The sequence below is a fragment of the Clostridium sp. AM22-11AC genome, from assembly GCF_003473545.1.
GTDB lineage: Bacteria > Bacillota > Clostridia > Lachnospirales > Lachnospiraceae > Enterocloster.
Map to the genome: position 1 here is coordinate 39,516 of NZ_QUCM01000013.1, position 17,504 is coordinate 57,019.

Genomic DNA, 17,504 nt, shown 5'->3' on the forward strand with positions numbered 1-17,504 from the left:
GCCTGCCCCCTTACTGCTCCTGCCAGTCTCCATATTCAGCACCTGACTTTTCCGGAAGACTTTCCATATAAGCCTTCCAGTTAAAAGCACCTGTTTTCTGATACATGTCATCCACCATAGAACGGACTACCTGCGCTGCCTCCTCATAGCCCCTTGCGATCCCCAAAACCAGAAAGTCTTTTCCATCTCTCTGCTGTCTGGTAAGAAGACTTACAGGAAGTATATCAAGTATATGATTGCCACTTTCCGGCAAAGTAATCACATAGGTATCCACAAGCATTTTTCCTTTTCTCATTCCCTCCAGGATACTCACCCTGTTCCGGGAAGCATTTTCGCCCATGTATAAATGAGTCCACCAGCGCATAAAATCCCCTCTTAGATCTTGTTCCATTTTACTTATTTTATTTATTCCATGATTGAGCGCAGCATACGCACACAGGCCTCTTTTTCAATCTCATCTGTGCAGCATTCCAGACTGTTCCGGATATAAGCCTGGGCTTCATCTGAGGTTTTAAAGGTGATAGGAAGCCGTGACAGGCATTTTGCCATAGCCGCTCTTGTAAGAACCTTTGGAAGCTCTTTCCATGACTGCCTGATCTCTTTAAACAGCTCATCTAATTTTTCACTGATCATGCTTTCATCTGCCATCGCTTCAGAAGCTTTATATTCCAGTGAAGCAAAGGCACTGCCTGATAAGAGAAGTTCTGTTTTCCAGAGGACCTTACATTCCGGAAGGTTTGATTTTGCCAGTTCATCCATAGGGATCTCTTCCCCAGCGATCCACTGTTCAAAATAAGTTTCCTGCTTTCCTTCTAACCGAGGGAGAAGATCTGCGGTTTCAACCGGTATCTCTTTCCACTGTTTATCCAGAAATAGCTTTAATACTTCTGACATGATCTCTACCATGACCTGTGTATCTTTCAGATCTGAGACTGCATGATCCCCGCAAAGGAGAAGCACATACAGATCATTGACCAGATCCATTAACATCAAAATATCCCCGGTGGCATCTGTGATCTTTTCACTGACCTCCTCTAATTTAGAAGAAAGGTGATAATACTCTGCTGCTTCCAGGGTTTTAAAATCCGTCTGGTTAAATTCTTCTAAAAATGGATACAGTTCTTTCCAGGACTCTGTTCCCTCTTTCGGGCGGTTTAAAAGTGCTTCACAGCGCAGGACATAGATCATATCATCCAGACCTGCCTCCGGTGCTCCTTTATAAATACTTAAACCTTCCTGAATCAGAGCAAAGAACTTGTTTTTTGTAAAGCGTACCGGCAGCTGGCTGACTACCAGCTGGAAACGCTCATGAAAACCGGAAGGATCTGAGTCCTGTGTCAGATAATTTAAGATCTCTTCCATGAAAGCATCTGTATTTTCCGGCTTCTTTCCTACTAACTGAGGCATAAATCTGCCTTCTACCCGGTTCATTACATATTCATATGCCTGGAAAATGTCTGTATAAGCAGTCAGTTTTTCCATTTCCTTGATGGTATCCTGACGCAGCTCCTCCAGTTCTTCTAACAGAGTTTCTTTCTCAAAAGTTTCCTTCTTTTCCAGAAATCCTTCCAGAAAAGAACCTAAAGATCCTAAATACCTGTCATAAAGAGCCAGTGTCTCCTCTGCCGGTTCGCCGGTCTTTTCTGCCATCATTTCATAGCAGGTGTAAAAATTTAATGTCATACGGATAAAAGAATAATTATAGGCAGCCGTAAGACGTTTTTTGATCTTTCTTAATTCCATTTTAATTTCTATTCCTTATCCTTTCAATTGTCTCTTTTTATCATCTGAAAATACATTATGCTTTTAATACACAGCGGCGTACCAGGTCCAAAGCCTTCATCATAGACTGTTCCCGGATCTTTCCTCTGTTTCCCTTAAAATGATACTCCAGCACTTCTGCCTTTCCCTTTACAGCGCAGGCCATGTATACAAGACCTACCGGTTTTTCCTTGCTACCGCCTCCAGGACCTGCAAGACCGGTAACAGCCACACAAACATCGGTCTGGGCCCGCTCTGCTCCGCCCAGTGCCATTTCCAGGGCAGTTTCACGGCTTACAGCGCCATGTGCCTTTAAAGTTTCCTCTTTTACACCTAAAAGACGTACTTTCGCTTCGTTAGAATAAGTAACCATTCCCTGCATAAATACATCCGAAACGCCGGAAACATTTACAAGACGGGCTGCGATCATACCGCCGGTACAGGACTCAGCCGTAGCCATAGTCAGATGCTTTTTCTGTAAAAGGTCCACTACAGCCATTTCCAGAGTCACATCTTCCTCTGTGGTAAAGATGCAGTCACCAAAACGGTTAAACAGTTCTGCCATTACAGGCGCGATCAGCGCTTCCCCTTCTTCTTTGGTAACTGCCTTGGCAGTCAGACGTACCTGTACCTCCGCAGTCTTGGCATAGGTTGCAATGGTCGGGTTGGTCTGTTTGTCGATCAGATCCAGGATCTTATCTTCTACCTGGCTTTCCCCGTATCCGCAGATCTTTACCATATGGGAAACAAGCTGGGAATTCTGTCTTTTTTCCAGATAAGGGAACACCTGTCCCTCAAAAAGAGGATACAGTTCATTTGGCGGTCCTGGGAGCAGAATGGCTGTTTTTCCATTTTTTTCCATGATCAGTCCCGGTGCCATACCATTGGGGTTATCCAGAACAATGGATCCGTGAGGAACTGTTACCATTTTCCAGTTATTCTCCGGGATTTCCCTGTAGATATTATTCTTAAAATACGCTTCCAGGCAGGCTCTGGTATGAGGGTCCTCTTCCAGCTCCATTCCCATAGCTTCTGCACATACTTCTTTTGTCAGATCATCTTCTGTAGGCCCAAGTCCTCCTGTGACGATCACAATATCTGAACGGTCAAGGGCAGTTTTTACCACCGCCATCATTCGGTCATAATTATCGCCCACTGTTACCTGATAATACATATCCAGTCCCAATGAGGCACATTTTTCTGCCAGATATCTGGCATTGCTGTTTAAAATGTTTCCCATTAAGATCTCAGTTCCCACACTGATCAGTTCTGCTGTCATGTTTTACATGCCTCCCTTTGTAAGCACCTCTACGTTTTTCGCCACATAATCTACCAGTGAAACAATGGTCAGTACCACAGCTGCCGCTAACATGATAAAAGTAACGGTCTTTAAAGCCGGGATATTGAATATCATAAGGATCACTGCGATCATCTGGAATGTAGTCTTAAACTTGCCCCAGTAGCTGGCTGCGATCACAATGCCATTGTCTGCTGCTACCAGACGGAAACCGCTGATAATAAATTCACGGCTGATAATGATGATGACTACCCATGCAGGCAGCTGTCCTAACTGGATCAGGCAGATCAGTGCAGAGCATACTAACAGCTTATCTGCTAAAGGATCCATAAATTTTCCAAAATTTGTAACAAGATTGTACTTGCGGGCGATCTTTCCGTCAAAAAGATCTGTAAGGCTGGCAACAATAAAGATCACATTTGCAACAACACGCATGGTCTGGCTGCTTCCGTTATCATATAAAAGAGCTGCTACGAAAAACGGGATCAGGATCACACGCATAACAGTCAGTTTATTCGGCAGATTCATGATATACCTCCCCGATCAGATCATATTCATTGGCACCGGTTACTTTTACTCTTACAAAGTCACCGGACATCAGCATTTCATCTGCATTTACAAAAATAAGTCCGTCTACGTTTGGCGCATCCATGTAAGTACGTCCTACATAAGCAGGCTCATCTGCCACTTTTCCTTCGATCATAACATCCAGGACTTTTCCTACCATATTTTCACAGTGTTCAAAAGCGATCTCCTGCTGCAGTTCCATTACATCTGCACGGCGCTCTTCTTTCACTTCTTCCGGGATCTGGTCCGGATAGGAATAAGCCGGTGTATCCTCTTCTGCGGAATAGGTAAATACGCCTACACGCTCAAATTCCATCTCATCTACAAATTCCATCAGTTCTTCATGGTCTTCTTCGGTCTCCCCCGGAAAACCGCAGATAAAAGTTGTACGAAGGGCAATGTCCGGGATCTCACGGCGAAGGGCGCCAATACGCTCTTTTAACTCTGCCTTGTGGGTTCTTCTTCCCATACGCTTTAAAATACGGTCGCTGGCATGCTGGATCGGGATATCCAGATAGTGACATACTTTTTCTTCTGTTTTAATAGCCTGGATCAGCTCATCTGTGATCTCCTCCGGATAACAGTACTGGATACGGATCCAGTAAATTCCAGGGATCTGTGCCAGTTCATGAAGAAGCTTCGGCAGTGTTTTCTCACCATACAGATCTTTTCCGTAAAGAGTGGTCTCCTGGGCAACTAAGATAAGCTCTCTTACCCCGTTTTCAGCCAGTTCTCTTGCTTCTGCAAGGAGCTGCTCCATAGGAACACTGCGGTAAGGTCCTCTTAAATATGGAATGATACAGTAACTGCAGCGTTTGTCACAGCCTTCCGCGATCTTTAAGAATGCATAATGTCCGCCGGTAGTCATTACACGCTTTTTCGCTGTTTCCGGCAGTTCTTTTAAGTCATGGAAGCAGGAAATATGTTCTTCTTTTTTCTCTTTTTCTTCCCCAAACAGACGGGTCAGCACATTTCCGATCTCTTCATAAGAAGTAGTTCCAAGGATGGCATCCACCTCCGGAATCTCATCAATGATCTCCTGTTTGTAGCGCTGTGCAAGACATCCTGCTACGATCAGGGCACGGCATTTTCCTTCTTCTTTGTAACGTGCCATCTCTAAGATCGTATTAACACTTTCCTCTTTTGCATCACCAATAAAGCAGCAGGTGTTGATCAGGATGGCATCTGCCTCCGTCTCATCATCGGTAAAGGACACGCCCAGTCCTCCTGCTACGCCTAACATCTTCTCTGTATCTACCAGGTTTTTATCACAGCCTAAAGATACGCAAAATAACTTGATTTTTTCCATGTATTGTATTTACTCCTGATCTGTATAAATTTTAAAAAAGCCATCCTTTGCACCTTTACGGTACAGCAGACGGCTTTTATGAAGTCTTATGCCTGTTCTTCGGTTGTATCCAGTTCTTCCTCAGCGGATGGCTCCTCTTCCGGAAGGATCTTTACCTTCTGCTGATACAGCTCATCAATGGCAATAGACAGAGGCTTCTTTCCAGCTGCTCCTGCTACCATTGCGTCATCACCTGCGATCAGCTGTCTTGCACGCTTGGAAGCTGCAATGACGATGGAATAACGGCTCTGTACTACCGGCTGCTCGCCTGGTTCAATATCTTTGTTTACAACGTTGATCAGATCTGTGTATGATGGATGTAACATATTACATTCCCCTTTCAATGTATTTATTTTATAGTGTGATCCTATTTTTTATTTCTTGATCATTTTTTTGCAAAACCCTTATCATCTAAGTGATACAGGTCTTCTCTCATCTTGCTTAAAAAATCCAGATGATAGGAAGTTTTTCTGTGCTGCAGCTGGATCAGCTGATGCATCTCCTCTACGCAGCGGTCCAGATCATCGTTGATCAGCAGGTAATCATAGGCTTCCATACCGGAGGCCTCTTCTGCTGCTCTGGCCAGTCTGGCATTGATCACCTCCAAAGTTTCTGTACCTCTACCTACCAGGCGCCTGCGAAGTTCTTCTGCACTTGGAGGAGTTACAAATAACAGCAGCGCATCCGGGAAACGTTTCTTTACTTTTAAAGCTCCCTGGATCTCGATCTCAAGGATCACATCCTTGCCTTCTGCCATTTTCTGTTCTACATATTCCTTTGGTGTGCCGTAGTAGTTATTCACATACTGGGCATACTCGATCAGCTTCCGCTCATCACGCATTTTTTCAAACTGCTCTTTTGTAACGAAAAAGTATTCTTTTCCGTCTGTTTCTCCCTCTCTTGGAGCTCTGGTGGTTGCAGATATGGATAATGCGTAATTATCATACCGCTTTAACAGTTCTTTCATCAAAGTTCCTTTGCCTGCACCGGAGAAACCGGACACAACGACTAAAATTCCCTGATGGTTCATAAAAGGCCTCCTGGTATTATTCAATATTCTGGATCTGTTCTCTTACTTTTTCAATTTCTGTCTTTAAGGCAATGGCTTTGTCTGAAATTGCAAGGTCACTGGACTTGGAAAGAATGGTATTTGCTTCCCGGTTCATCTCCTGGGCAATGAAATCCAGTTTGCGACCTACACTTTCACCAGATAAAAGTTCCTGTCTTGTATTTTCAATATGGCTTCTTAAACGAACCGTTTCTTCATCTACACAGATCTTATCTGCATAGATCACAACCTCTGCAGCGATCCTGCCCTCATCAATGGCGGTACCGTTTAACAGTTCTTTGACCTTATCTTCTAATTTCTGTCTGTATTCCTTTAAGATAACAGGAGAACGTTCCTCAATAAAGTCTACAAGTCCTGTCATATAATCCAGCTTGCCAAGAAGATCTTCTTTTAAATGAGCACCTTCCACCTCTCTGGATGCAACAAATTTCTTTGCTGCCTCTTCCAAAGCTGCAGAAAGGATCTCCCACAAATGCTCTTCATCATCCGGAACCTGTTCCATGGTAAGGACTTCCGGACATCTGGAAAGGGTGGAAACCTGGATATCGTTGCGGATCCCGAATTCCTCTTCCATTTTTTTGAAATAATCCATATATTCCCCAGCCAGGGCTTTATTATACTTCAGGCAGAGATTTCCTTCTGTATAATCCTCGTAATTGATAAAAAGATCTACCTTTCCTCTCTGGATATATTTCTTTAAAAGAGTACGGATCGCAGCCTCAAAATAGTTAAATTTCTTTGGCATCTTGATACTCAGATCTAAGTATCTGTGGTTTACTGCTTTCATTTCTACAGAAATCTTGTATTCATCCGTAGCATTCTCGCATCTTCCGAAACCGGTCATGCTTTTTAACATATGGAATGCCTCACTTTCATTTTCCTATGTTTTCTATATAATTCCTATATAATCTTTCATATTATAATTCATCCGTAAATGCAAGTCAACTGAAAATGCAGTAGCGGAAACGGAGCCTGTCAAAAATTCCCATTTTTTTCCTGCTGTCACGAAGCTTTAACAGGAACTGGTGTACAAGTCTGATCTCATATTCTTCCAACGGCTCTCCGCCATAGAAATATTTTTCCATCAGATCATTTACCCTCAGATACAGCCCATCCGGTATTTCCGGCAAAGTTTCCCTGATCTTTTCCTGGATCTGTTCACTTTTAAATCCCGGCTGCATGTCGATCCCCAGGATCAGCAGATGCTTATAGATCATAAGAAGGAGAAATTCCACACTGGGAAGGCTGCCATTGTCACTGATTTTCCGGATCCTGTATTCATAATACATTCTCCGCAGTTCTAATACCGCAAAAATAAATTCCAAAACAAACAGGATCAGCAGGATCATACCCCAGCCTATATCTGCTGTCTTTAATTCTGTCTGCTTTTGATTTTCCAGGAACGGTTCACTTCCAGGAAAATGCTTTTTCAGATTTTCTGCTTCTTCTCCCTCGGAGTCCAAAGCAGCTACTTTGCGCACCTGCCCCGGAGACTGTGCCATATTAAGGAGGGCATATGTATCGTAATAAAATCCCGGTGTCACATCTACCGATACCCATCCCATACCATCCATATATACTTCCGCCCAGGCATGACCGTCAGAAGAAGAAAGGCCGATCCAGTCTCCGTGAGAATTTTCCGCCTGTTTGCTGGTAAGAAGATATCCTTCTGCATATCTGGCCGGAATGTGAAAACTTCTCAGTGCAAGTACGGCAGCAGAAGTATAATATGCGGAATTTCCTTCCCGCTCCCCCTGTAAAAATTCTTTTAAAAGATCGTCTCCCGCAGTATCTTCCTCAGAAAGATATTTATTATAATACGTATTTTCCTCAAGAACAGTACGGATCTGCTGTACAGCCGCATACACACTTAAAGATGCTTCTTCCTCTTCTTTATGAAACAGCTCTTTGATCAGACCAGACAACTGTGGATCTGCTGTAAGATAATTCACATACACAAAATCACGGTATACTGCCTCCGACTCCAGATACTGCTTCTGTTCATCTGTAACAGGAGCCTCTGTCCAGGTATCTAACCGCTGCAGTTCCCCCGGCATATCCGAAGACAGCTCGCTGATCTCATAACGTTTTGCGCCAAAGAAAGCAAGGGAACGGCTTCCCTCATCTCTTTCATTGGTAGAATTGGCAACTGCCTGGGAAGAATAAGGCTCATAGATATATTTTCTCATGGCACCTGTATTTACTACCTGGATATGGTTGACCCACGGTGCATCCTCCGGCAAGGGATCCGTGCCGCTTCTTCCAGCTTCTTCATAGGCAATATACTGATGTTCCGGCTGAAAACCTCTTCCGTTCAGCCATTTTAAAAATCCCCATCTATTTCCGCCATAAGCTGCTTTTGCCAGAGGTTTCCAGCTGTCATTCTCATAAACAGAACCAGTAAAACCCTTTAAATATAAAGGTTTGATCTGTTCTGTCTTTACTCTGAGCCTTGGCTCGTCCCCCTGTTCTAAAGAAGCTGCCTGCGCCAGACTGCCGGAAGGCATATTATCCTCTCCATATCGCAGCTGTTCTGTCATCTGTGCTACGTCCTTTTTCACTTTCAGTACTGTCTGTGAGGTTTTTCCTCCTGATATCCAGAGCATGCAAAAAAGGATCAGTCCTGTTACGATCGTCCAGCCGGTACGGCGTCCGAAAGAGCCAGCATGAAAGGCAAACAGCCATACACCTGTAATGGAAGTGAGCATAAGAACGGCTCCAAAAAGGGAAGAACGTCCTAAGACGATCTCCGGAACAAACAGAACGAGGGCGATCAGGCTGATCCGAGTACATGCCTTTACACTGACCAGATACCATAAAAGAGCCGCCAGCATTAAAAGAAAGACCAGACTGTATAAAAACAGATTCTGCTCTGTTGCCTGTACATTTCCAAACAGACGCACTCCATCTTCATATTTTTCATTCCAGCTGTAAATACAGATATTTAAAAAGCTTAAAAATCCGTTTAATATCTGTACCGGTCTTATAAAGGTCAGTACTGCCGCACCGGCGGCAGGAATAAAAAATGCCCATTTCTTATCTTTGGAAGACAAGAGTCCGTATACAGCAGTCAGACATAAAACAATTTCTGCTATCCCAAAAGCCGCAGCCTCAAAAACAAGGTCGATCGCCGCAATCTTAAACCAGGATAAAATGCTTCCTGCCACCAGTATCATGCACAATGGCAGCGCGTTTAAAATATCCCTGTTCTTATTATTTTTCCCTGATGATATTTCCTGTATCACACCCGCCATAGTTTATGTTTTGTCTTCCTTTCTACACAATGATATTCTGCGTGTCTGTGGTTAATTTTTCTAATGGGATCTCTGTTAATACGCACATACCTCTTTCTGTAGTACGTATCTCTCCCTCTTCATCTAAAATACACACAGCTGTTACACTTACATCTTTTGCCAGTTCATAAACCTCATCCGGACAGGTTCCTGCAGTAAAATACAGGATCCTGCGGTAATTACTGTGAGATTTTTCCGCAATAAGGCTCTTTAAGCCCATCCCCCGCTCTTTCTGAAGGGAAAGGTTCATCCAGGTATCCATGGTATTATCATATTCCTGCTGTCCTGTGATCTGGTTCAGATATATTTTATTTCCGGCCCACATGCCCAGATAATGAGGGACCTTATGTTCCATCAGCTTTTCACTGACTGCGGCTGCAGCGCTGACTGCTCCTGATAAAACATCCGGTTCATATGTGACCTCTCCAGAAGTAAGACCTGCGTCAAACATCACCAGAATATCATAACTGGACGTATCACTTGGTTCTCTTACCAGAACGGTGTCAAACTTTTCTGAAAGTTTCCAGTGGATCGTTCGGATACTGTCTCCCGGCTGATATTCACGCAGCTCAAAAACTTCCGTTGCATCATAACCTTTTTTACTCAGCGTCTGCTGTCCTTCATTCTGGCGTCCTTTCTGATTTCCGGATGCCACAGGACGCATGGATATTTTCTCCGGATAAACCGTCAGATGCTGTACCTGATGAAATTCTGTCTTTATACAGTTTAAGCCAAAAATATCATAGCAGCGCACATTACTAAGGCTGAGGATCGCGCCTCCGCACATCTTCGGTTCCCAAGGGATCGATATACCAAAAGAACGTTTATTGATGTCAAGGGCTAACGGGATATTCCTGTTGACCTGGAACATTTTATTATCATAGGAAAGATCTGCCTGGATCCTGGCTGCTGCCAGACACCGCCATCTGCTTTTCACAGAGATATCGATCTCTATTGTCTGTCCGAGACGGCAGGCAGAGCGGGTATGCATTTCCAGCTCCATTCCATTCGTCTCAAGACGTAAAAAGAAACGTAAGACCACAGGCAATAAAATTTCTATTATAAATACACCGGCTGTAAAATAAGAACCGCTTAAGAAAAACAGAACAGCTGTTGCCACTACTGCTGTGCCGAAGCCGATCCTGATCCTTGTCATGCATTCCACCTCTTAGGGTCTTTCAAAGGTTTTGTTTCTTTTAATATATCCTGAAGGATCTCTTTTTCTGAGATTCCCTCTAAACGGGCCTGGGGCTTAAGGATCAGTCTGTGGGCGCATACATCCGTAAATACTTCCTGTACATCCTCCGGGATCACATAGCTGCGGTCTTTTAAGATTGCCCATGCCTTTGCCATCTTAGTCAGTGCCCAGACACCACGTGGGCTGATTCCCAGTTCTACTAAAGGATGTTCTCTGGTTGCCTCACAAAGGCGGATCAGATAATAAAGGATATCATCACTGATCTTAAGAGCAGAAAGATAGTTCTGGATCTCCAGAATGTTTTCTGCCTGTGCAGCTACCTGGATCTCTTCCAGAGGGTTGGAATATCTTCTGGCCTTTAAGATCTTGATCTGATCCTCTGCTGAAGGATATCCAATGGAAAGACGAACCATAAAACGGTCTAACTGGGAACTTGGAAGTGCCTGGGTTCCTGTTGTACCTAAAGGGTTCTGGGTAGCAATACAGATAAACGGAGTAGGTAAAGGTCTTGTTACACCATCTACTGTTACCCTCCGCTCTTCCATGGCTTCCAGAAGAGCAGACTGTGTTTTAGGAGAAGTACGGTTGATCTCATCTGCCAGCAGCAGATTGCACATAGCAGCGCCCTCATGATACTCAAACTGTTCATTCTGGCGGTTGTACATGGTAAAACCTGTAATATCTGACGGCAGGGTATCTGTTGTAAACTGTATTCTCTTGTAATCCAGTCCCAGTACTCTTGAAAAGGCAAGGGCAAGGGTGGTCTTTCCTACTCCGGGGCTGTCCTCAAGGAGAATATGTCCTCCTGCGTAAATCGTGGCAAGAACACGCCGTATAATGTCGTCTTTTCCCATAAAGGCTTTTTTCACTTCCTGAATGACGTGTTCAGACTGTTCCAGTATCATAACAAATGCTTCTCCTCTCTCTTTTGCGCTTTTTCCGTTCTATAGTGGTTTTTATAAACTTTCTTCTGTATCTGAGTTTTCTTCTGTATCTAAAGTTTCTTCTGAAGACGCATCTTTTTCTTCTGTGTCTTCTTTATCCTCTTCCATCGATCCACCTGATTCATTTTCTGTCTGATCCGTATCCTCCGATGGATCCGGGTTTTCCGGTTCCTGTGGCTGATCCGGCTCTTCTGGTGCATCCGGATTGGTTGGTGTCTCCGGTATTTCTGGTGTTTCCGGCGCATCTGGATCGGTTGGTGTCTCCGGTTTTTCCGGTGTTTCCGGATCCTGTGGATCTTCTGATGGCTCATCCGGATCCTGTGTGGTTCCATTTCCCTGATCCGGGTCCTGAGGAACTTCCGGATCTACCGGAACATCGGCAGGAACTTCCGGTATTTTATCCAGAACAACTGCCTGTTCCTCTTTTTCATTCTTTTCTTCCTCGATCCGGTCTCTCCAGGCATCTACATACTCATTGATATCCGGTTTTTCCAGACGGTCCGGATGATCCGGTACCTCTTTACCAAGGAGAGTATAAATTCTTTCCTCACCAGTGAATTTTATATTCTCAATCGTATACGGAGTACAATCATTTACGTACTCCAGGAATTCCGGCAGGTAGTTCCAGTCTTCATCTACAGGGAAGTCACCTGCTGCATCCATCCACTCACTTACAGCCGCATTTAAAACAGTATAGTAAATATTGCTTTCGATCTCATCATCGCTTTCATATCCCTGAATACTGTATTTCCATACATCTACATAGGCATCTTCATTTTCAGCCGCAGCACCTTCTAACTGAACCAGTCCCTCTGTTTCCACGCCAAAGCTGTAGAAAGTTCCACGTCCCGGATAAGTAAGCAGCGGTACATTCTCACCTGTAAAGGTAATAGACTGCATATCTGTATCTTCAAAAGCGCTGTAACCTACAGAACGAAGATCTTCCGGGAATTCAATTTCTGTAAGGCCTGTCCTTGCAAAGGCATACGGGTCAACACTAAGTCCCGGATCTGCATCTCCCAGATCGCTGGCAGGATTGGAAAATTTAACCTCTGTCAGATCCACACAGCCAATAAAAGCATCTGAACCGATCTGGAACAGATCATCAGAAAATTCAACCGTACCTGTAAGACCGGAATTTTTAAAGGCTGCACTCTGTATAGCACGGATATGTTCCGCTACTTCTGCAGGCAGTGTAAACTCTCCCTGGCAATCCTGTAAAGCGCCTCTGATCACATAGGTAATAACTCGTCCCTCCGGCGCCTGGATCTCTCCTGAGAAATCAGTGGTACCGTTAAGCAGATAGGTATCATCTCCATCCAGACCAAATACCAATGGTCTCGTTTCCTCTGTATCTCCTAATACAATGGCATCGCCACATCCTATTGCATATCTGGCAGCCGTTTCATCTAAAAGGCAGGCTGAGGTAACATAGGTCAGTGTATCCCTTGCCATCAACGGATCTTCCAGATCCAGATAGCCTGTATTAAAGGCCATATAGCGAAGTCCCACAAAGGCATCCTGTCCAATATAAATATAATCAGGTGCGTAACTTATTACACCTTCCAGTTTCTCACACTGGGAGAACGCATTTCTTCCTACTTTTGTAACAGTTTCCGGAAGTTCTGCCAGGATCAGGTCAATGCAGCCCTTAAAGGCACTGTTTCCGATCTCTGTCAGTTCTACGCCATCCGGCAGATCCAGTTCATCTAAAGAAGTAATATCTTCCGGAGCCTGGATCAGGACTGCAGAACCGGCAACATCCAGATAGATCATGCCAGCTTCCGTTTCTACCAGTTCACATTTTCCAACCTGAATCAGATTTTCAGCAGTCTCCTCACCTAAGATCTCTCCCCAGGCCTCTACATAGGCATCACGGTTGTCTTCTGATACATAGATGACCAGATTTTTTGTATCCAGATCACCAAAGGTATCTGCTGAGATCTCAGGAGGCACATCGCTCTGGAAATAGATCTCTGTCAATCCTTCTCCGTTCAAACTTTCTGACTCCAGAACCTCTACACCTTCTGAAATGACCAGGCGTTCCACATTCGGACATTTATCAGCAGCATAGGACTTAATACGTCTTACTGTATCCGGAACGATCCATAATCCGCTGTTATCACTGGAAATACGGTTTAAAACCGTACCACCGGAAGAAAGCACTGCTCCATTTACATAGGTATAATCTGTCTCCTCCGAAGAAGGGATCAGGCTGTTTCCACCCAGACTGTTTCTCCATGTAAGAAGATAATCTGCATAATACTCTGCAGGTACCACCAGCTGTGTACCGGATATCCTTCCCAGATTGATATCCGGAGGTGTTGGTGATGCGAAATTTATCTTTGTCAGGGAATTCCATTCTGGAATGACCACTCTCGTAACATCTTCCGGAATATCGATCTCTTCTAATCCTACCGGAATACCTAACAGTTCTGTTTTTGCCTTGTTATAAAGGAAACCGTCCACGGAACAGAAGTACGGGTTTCCCTCTGCCACCTCATAATCTTGTGTAACCATTATAAAATCATCCAGCAAAGTTGTAACAGACTCCGGGATATAGATCTTTCCTGTAACATATCCATTGAAGTTGACCTGCTGGATCCCCTGGGGGATCTCTACTTCATCCAGAAATTCACTGCACATATGCAGAAACTGCCTGTAAACATAATTACCACGCTCATCAAAATCCCAGGTCAGATAACCACCGAAATATTCCGGAATATCCACCCGGTCCATTGGATAGATCTCATATCTTCCCGGAGCCTCCGGTTTGTAATAATCTGTAAATACTTCCTGCTCTCCATTGACATACCATCCCGGAACCACCTGAAGAAGAGAGTCATACAGACCCATTCCCCAGATATTTTGCTGGGCTGTATACAACTCTTTCAGCTCCTTTAACAGGCAAATCTCTTCATCTTCTCCCAGATATACGCTGTCTAAGGTACGTCTGTTTCCAGCCTCATCTTCCGGTCCCATTACAACCATCTTGCAATATTTTACAGAAAATTCATGTTCGATCTCTGTCCACGGGCTGTTGGCATTGGGTCTAAAATAAAAGGTAACAGTAAAATCCACCTCTGCTATCTTGGGATGATCTCCAATCTTAAAATTATCGTTATACTCTCTCAGACGATAAGTTCCCGTAGGTGTGTCTACATATGCATAAACAGAACACAGCAGTTTCCAGTCTGTAAGTACAGCGCCCCGGTAAAGTTCACCTACAGAATCTGAGGAACTTATAATAGAAAGTACTGCATTTTCAGCCTCATCCCCTTCAGGCAGTCCTTCACTTGGAAAATCCGGAAGCGTAATTTCTTCTCCACCAGGTAAAGAAGGGTCGCTTGGCAGGGTAGGCTGCTTGGAGTCATCCGGGTAATCCGGGTCTACAGTCGGCGTATCATCTCCATTATCCGGCTGATCCGGTGTTGGGGTTGGTGTAGGAGTCGGATCCGGCGTTGGAGTTGGCGCAGGTACGTCATTTCCACCGGGTGTTATGGTATTATCCTGATTTCCATTGGAACCGGAGCCACCACCGCCGCCAGTTGAACCGCCGCCGCTGATCGTAGTATCACCGCTGTCGCTGCCTGAACCATTGGAAGAAGCAGGGGTATCCTTATTTCCTGTATCTTCTGTAGTCAGACCAGAATGTCCTGCCGGAAGGTTGACCTTTTCCTGGGCATCCGGCGCCAGGACTACACTCTGTCCTTCGGGAGCCCAGTTTGTACCGCCTGTGCCTCCTGCATAATCAAAGGAAGGATCTGAGAAAATGTTTCTGGCACTTTCCGGATCTGCTTCCATCTGGTTATTGGCCAGTTCATAGGCAGCTTCGTTTTTCTTTTCCTGACCATAGGGATCCTTTGCCTCCGGGTCATGCTCCAGTTTTTTATTGTCATTTTCTCCCGGGTCATTTCCATTTTGCTGTATATTTTCTTTCTCCGGGAACATGATCTGGTTACCCTGCAATTCCCTGTTTTTTACAAACAGTTCCGGCTTAAACAGGTTACCCCTCTGATAATCTTCCCATAAAACATGAAAGCCGCCTGCAACAAGGACCAGGGATACAGCACCTGCTGCCATCCCTTTTACACCTGCTTTTTTTATAAGACTGCCCATATTTTTCTTTTGCTTTTTCAATATTTTCTCCGTCCTTTTAATATCTTGCCGATCTGCACACGCATCTCTTCAAAATCAATCGGTTTCGTAAAGTGACCATTCATACCGCTCATAGCAGAAAGTCTCTGATCTTCTACAAAGGCATCTGCAGAAAGAGCAAAGATAGGTATCTCTCCAGCATCTTTTCGATCCATACTCCGGATCTGTTTTGCCGCATCACGGCCGTTCATCACCGGCATCTGGATATCCATAAGGATAAAGTTATAAGTTCCCGGTGCAGAAGCTGCATATTTTTCCACAGCATCTTTACCGTTTACGGCTACATCGACTTTAGCACCCTCATTTTCCAGAATGCTGACTGCGATCTCCGCGTTGATCTCATTATCTTCTGCCATAAGGATGTGGCATCCGTTAAAGGTGAAGTCTGTTCCTGTCTCGTCTTCCTGTTCTGTTTCTATCTCAGAAACTTCTGCGATCGGAAGTGTCAGATATACGCTGAAATCAGAGCCTTTGCCAAGCATACTGTCAATGACGATCTCACCGCCCATCAGATGGACCAGACGGTCTGTAATAGACATACCAAGACCGGATCCACCGTACTGTTTGGTGATATCCTGGCTTTCCTGTTCAAAAGGCTTGAAAATACGGCTGATAAATTTAGCATCCATACCTTTTCCTGTATCATGAACACGGAACATCAGGCTTACTTTGCCATTTTCTTTCTGAAGCTGGCGGAATGTAACACGGATCTCTCCTTTTTCTGTAAACTTCTGGGCATTGGATAAAAAGTTTACCAGGATCTGGGAAATACGCAATTCATCGCCAACTATGTATTTTACATCTACATCTTTCATTTCCACATAGAATGCCACGCCTTTGGCTTCTACGTTTTTCTGGAACATGTTACGCAGCTTTTCTGCCAGCGCCGCAAGTTCAAATGGCTTGCTCTCCAGCTCGATCTTTCCTGCCTCAATACGGGACATATCCAGAATATCATTGATAACAGAAAGCAGATACTTGGAAAGCTGCTCTGCCTTTATAATATAATTTTCAGCACTATGGCCTCTTAACTGACCATGTGCCAGTGTCAGCATACCAATAATACCATTCATAGGCGTAGCCATAGACTTATTTTACGCATAATTTATTAACCATTTAATATGGGGAGTATAAAAATACCCAGGCACTAAGGCACCTGGGAACTGCGAGCATATCATAGCTGCGCGGATAGTATATTTTCACGTCTGCAATCTTGATTATATCATTTTAACGATCTTTTAACAAGCATTTAATCTACATAGTAATTTAGCAATCATTAGCAGCTGCATCAGTAATGTATACATCAAAAAAATTACCAATGAAGGAAAATATACACAAGTATTTGCAACATCCACTATAGATAATAGTCATTTTTGCGGTTTGGCCATAGCTGATGGAGGACTATATTCTTTTCATAATATTGGAAATGCCACTGTTCTTGCAAATCGGTCTACATATAAAGTGGTTTGCAATAGTGTGGGAAAGGTAGCGCGTTTATCAATTACTGGAATGGGTATTTGGGATGAATGCATCGTTATATCCAATAGAGATTTTATATTGACGCATGAGTAAAATTGATCATATAAGTAACACATACCAATATGGCGCAGTGCTTATTACAGTTATTTCTCTATTTTTAACTGTTACAGAAAAATCATTTCCATTTCCTAAAATTGAAACAAAACTGCCATTAGTTACAAGACCCATTAAGTAACTACTGCCTCCATCATGCTTACAGATAATTAACTTATGCTTTTTTTTAGAAATAATTACTCCATCGGTTGAGCTGCCTTGATAATAGTATTGTTCTGGTAAGACCATTTCTAAATTACTATTGCATAGAAAAAACCAGGTACTTTTTTTGATACC

13 protein-coding genes are annotated in these 17,504 nt (G+C 43.9%); all 13 read right to left on the reverse strand.

Going from position 1 to position 17,504, the window contains the following annotated elements; all coding sequences use genetic code 11:
- Positions 1–10: 10 nt before the first annotated feature.
- On the reverse strand, positions 11–364 hold the full coding sequence (locus DW251_RS11750; RefSeq protein WP_347474660.1) for a hypothetical protein: 354 nt from the start codon (positions 362–364) through the stop codon (positions 11–13).
- 41 nt (positions 365–405) lie between these two features.
- On the reverse strand, positions 406–1,743 hold the full coding sequence (locus tag DW251_RS11755) for a hypothetical protein (protein ID WP_118301238.1): 1,338 nt from the start codon (positions 1,741–1,743) through the stop codon (positions 406–408).
- 55 nt (positions 1,744–1,798) lie between these two features.
- On the reverse strand, positions 1,799–3,040 hold the full coding sequence (locus DW251_RS11760; RefSeq protein ID WP_021870097.1) for a competence/damage-inducible protein A: 1,242 nt from the start codon (positions 3,038–3,040) through the stop codon (positions 1,799–1,801).
- A gap of 3 nt (positions 3,041–3,043) precedes the next feature.
- The gene (gene pgsA, locus DW251_RS11765; protein ID WP_021870096.1) at positions 3,044–3,586 is read right to left on the reverse strand and encodes a CDP-diacylglycerol--glycerol-3-phosphate 3-phosphatidyltransferase; all 543 of its coding nucleotides are present in this window, start codon (positions 3,584–3,586) and stop codon (positions 3,044–3,046) included.
- Positions 3,570–4,925, reverse strand: a complete 1,356-nt coding sequence (gene rimO, locus DW251_RS11770; protein WP_347474662.1) for a 30S ribosomal protein S12 methylthiotransferase RimO — start codon at positions 4,923–4,925, stop codon at positions 3,570–3,572. The genes pgsA and rimO overlap by 17 nt, the downstream gene beginning before the upstream one ends.
- 95 nt (positions 4,926–5,020) lie before the next feature.
- On the reverse strand, positions 5,021–5,299 hold the full coding sequence (gene rpoZ, locus DW251_RS11775; protein WP_021870094.1) for a DNA-directed RNA polymerase subunit omega: 279 nt from the start codon (positions 5,297–5,299) through the stop codon (positions 5,021–5,023).
- A 59-nt stretch (positions 5,300–5,358) separates the two neighbouring features.
- A complete protein-coding gene (gmk, locus tag DW251_RS11780) occupies positions 5,359–6,003 on the reverse strand; it encodes a guanylate kinase (RefSeq protein WP_118301240.1) in 645 nt (214 codons plus the stop codon).
- A gap of 16 nt (positions 6,004–6,019) precedes the next feature.
- Entirely contained in the window at positions 6,020–6,898 is an 879-nt protein-coding gene (locus DW251_RS11785; protein WP_118301241.1) for a YicC/YloC family endoribonuclease, read from the reverse strand.
- 85 nt (positions 6,899–6,983) lie between these two features.
- Positions 6,984–9,296 (reverse strand): transglutaminase domain-containing protein, encoded by a 2,313-nt coding sequence (locus DW251_RS11790; RefSeq protein WP_118301242.1) that lies wholly within the window; start codon positions 9,294–9,296, stop codon positions 6,984–6,986.
- A gap of 22 nt (positions 9,297–9,318) precedes the next feature.
- A complete protein-coding gene (locus DW251_RS11795; RefSeq protein ID WP_118301243.1) occupies positions 9,319–10,491 on the reverse strand; it encodes a DUF58 domain-containing protein in 1,173 nt (390 codons plus the stop codon).
- On the reverse strand, positions 10,488–11,438 hold the full coding sequence (locus tag DW251_RS11800) for a MoxR family ATPase (protein WP_021870089.1): 951 nt from the start codon (positions 11,436–11,438) through the stop codon (positions 10,488–10,490). The genes DW251_RS11795 and DW251_RS11800 overlap by 4 nt, the downstream gene beginning before the upstream one ends.
- A 51-nt stretch (positions 11,439–11,489) precedes the next feature.
- Positions 11,490–15,617, reverse strand: a complete 4,128-nt coding sequence (locus tag DW251_RS18500; protein ID WP_118301244.1) for a leucine-rich repeat domain-containing protein — start codon at positions 15,615–15,617, stop codon at positions 11,490–11,492.
- Positions 15,614–16,720 carry an ATP-binding protein gene (locus DW251_RS11810; RefSeq protein WP_118301245.1) on the reverse strand — a complete coding sequence of 369 codons (1,107 nt, stop codon included), beginning with the start codon at positions 16,718–16,720 and terminating at the stop codon, positions 15,614–15,616. The genes DW251_RS18500 and DW251_RS11810 overlap by 4 nt, the downstream gene beginning before the upstream one ends.
- Positions 16,721–17,504 lie beyond the last annotated feature (784 nt).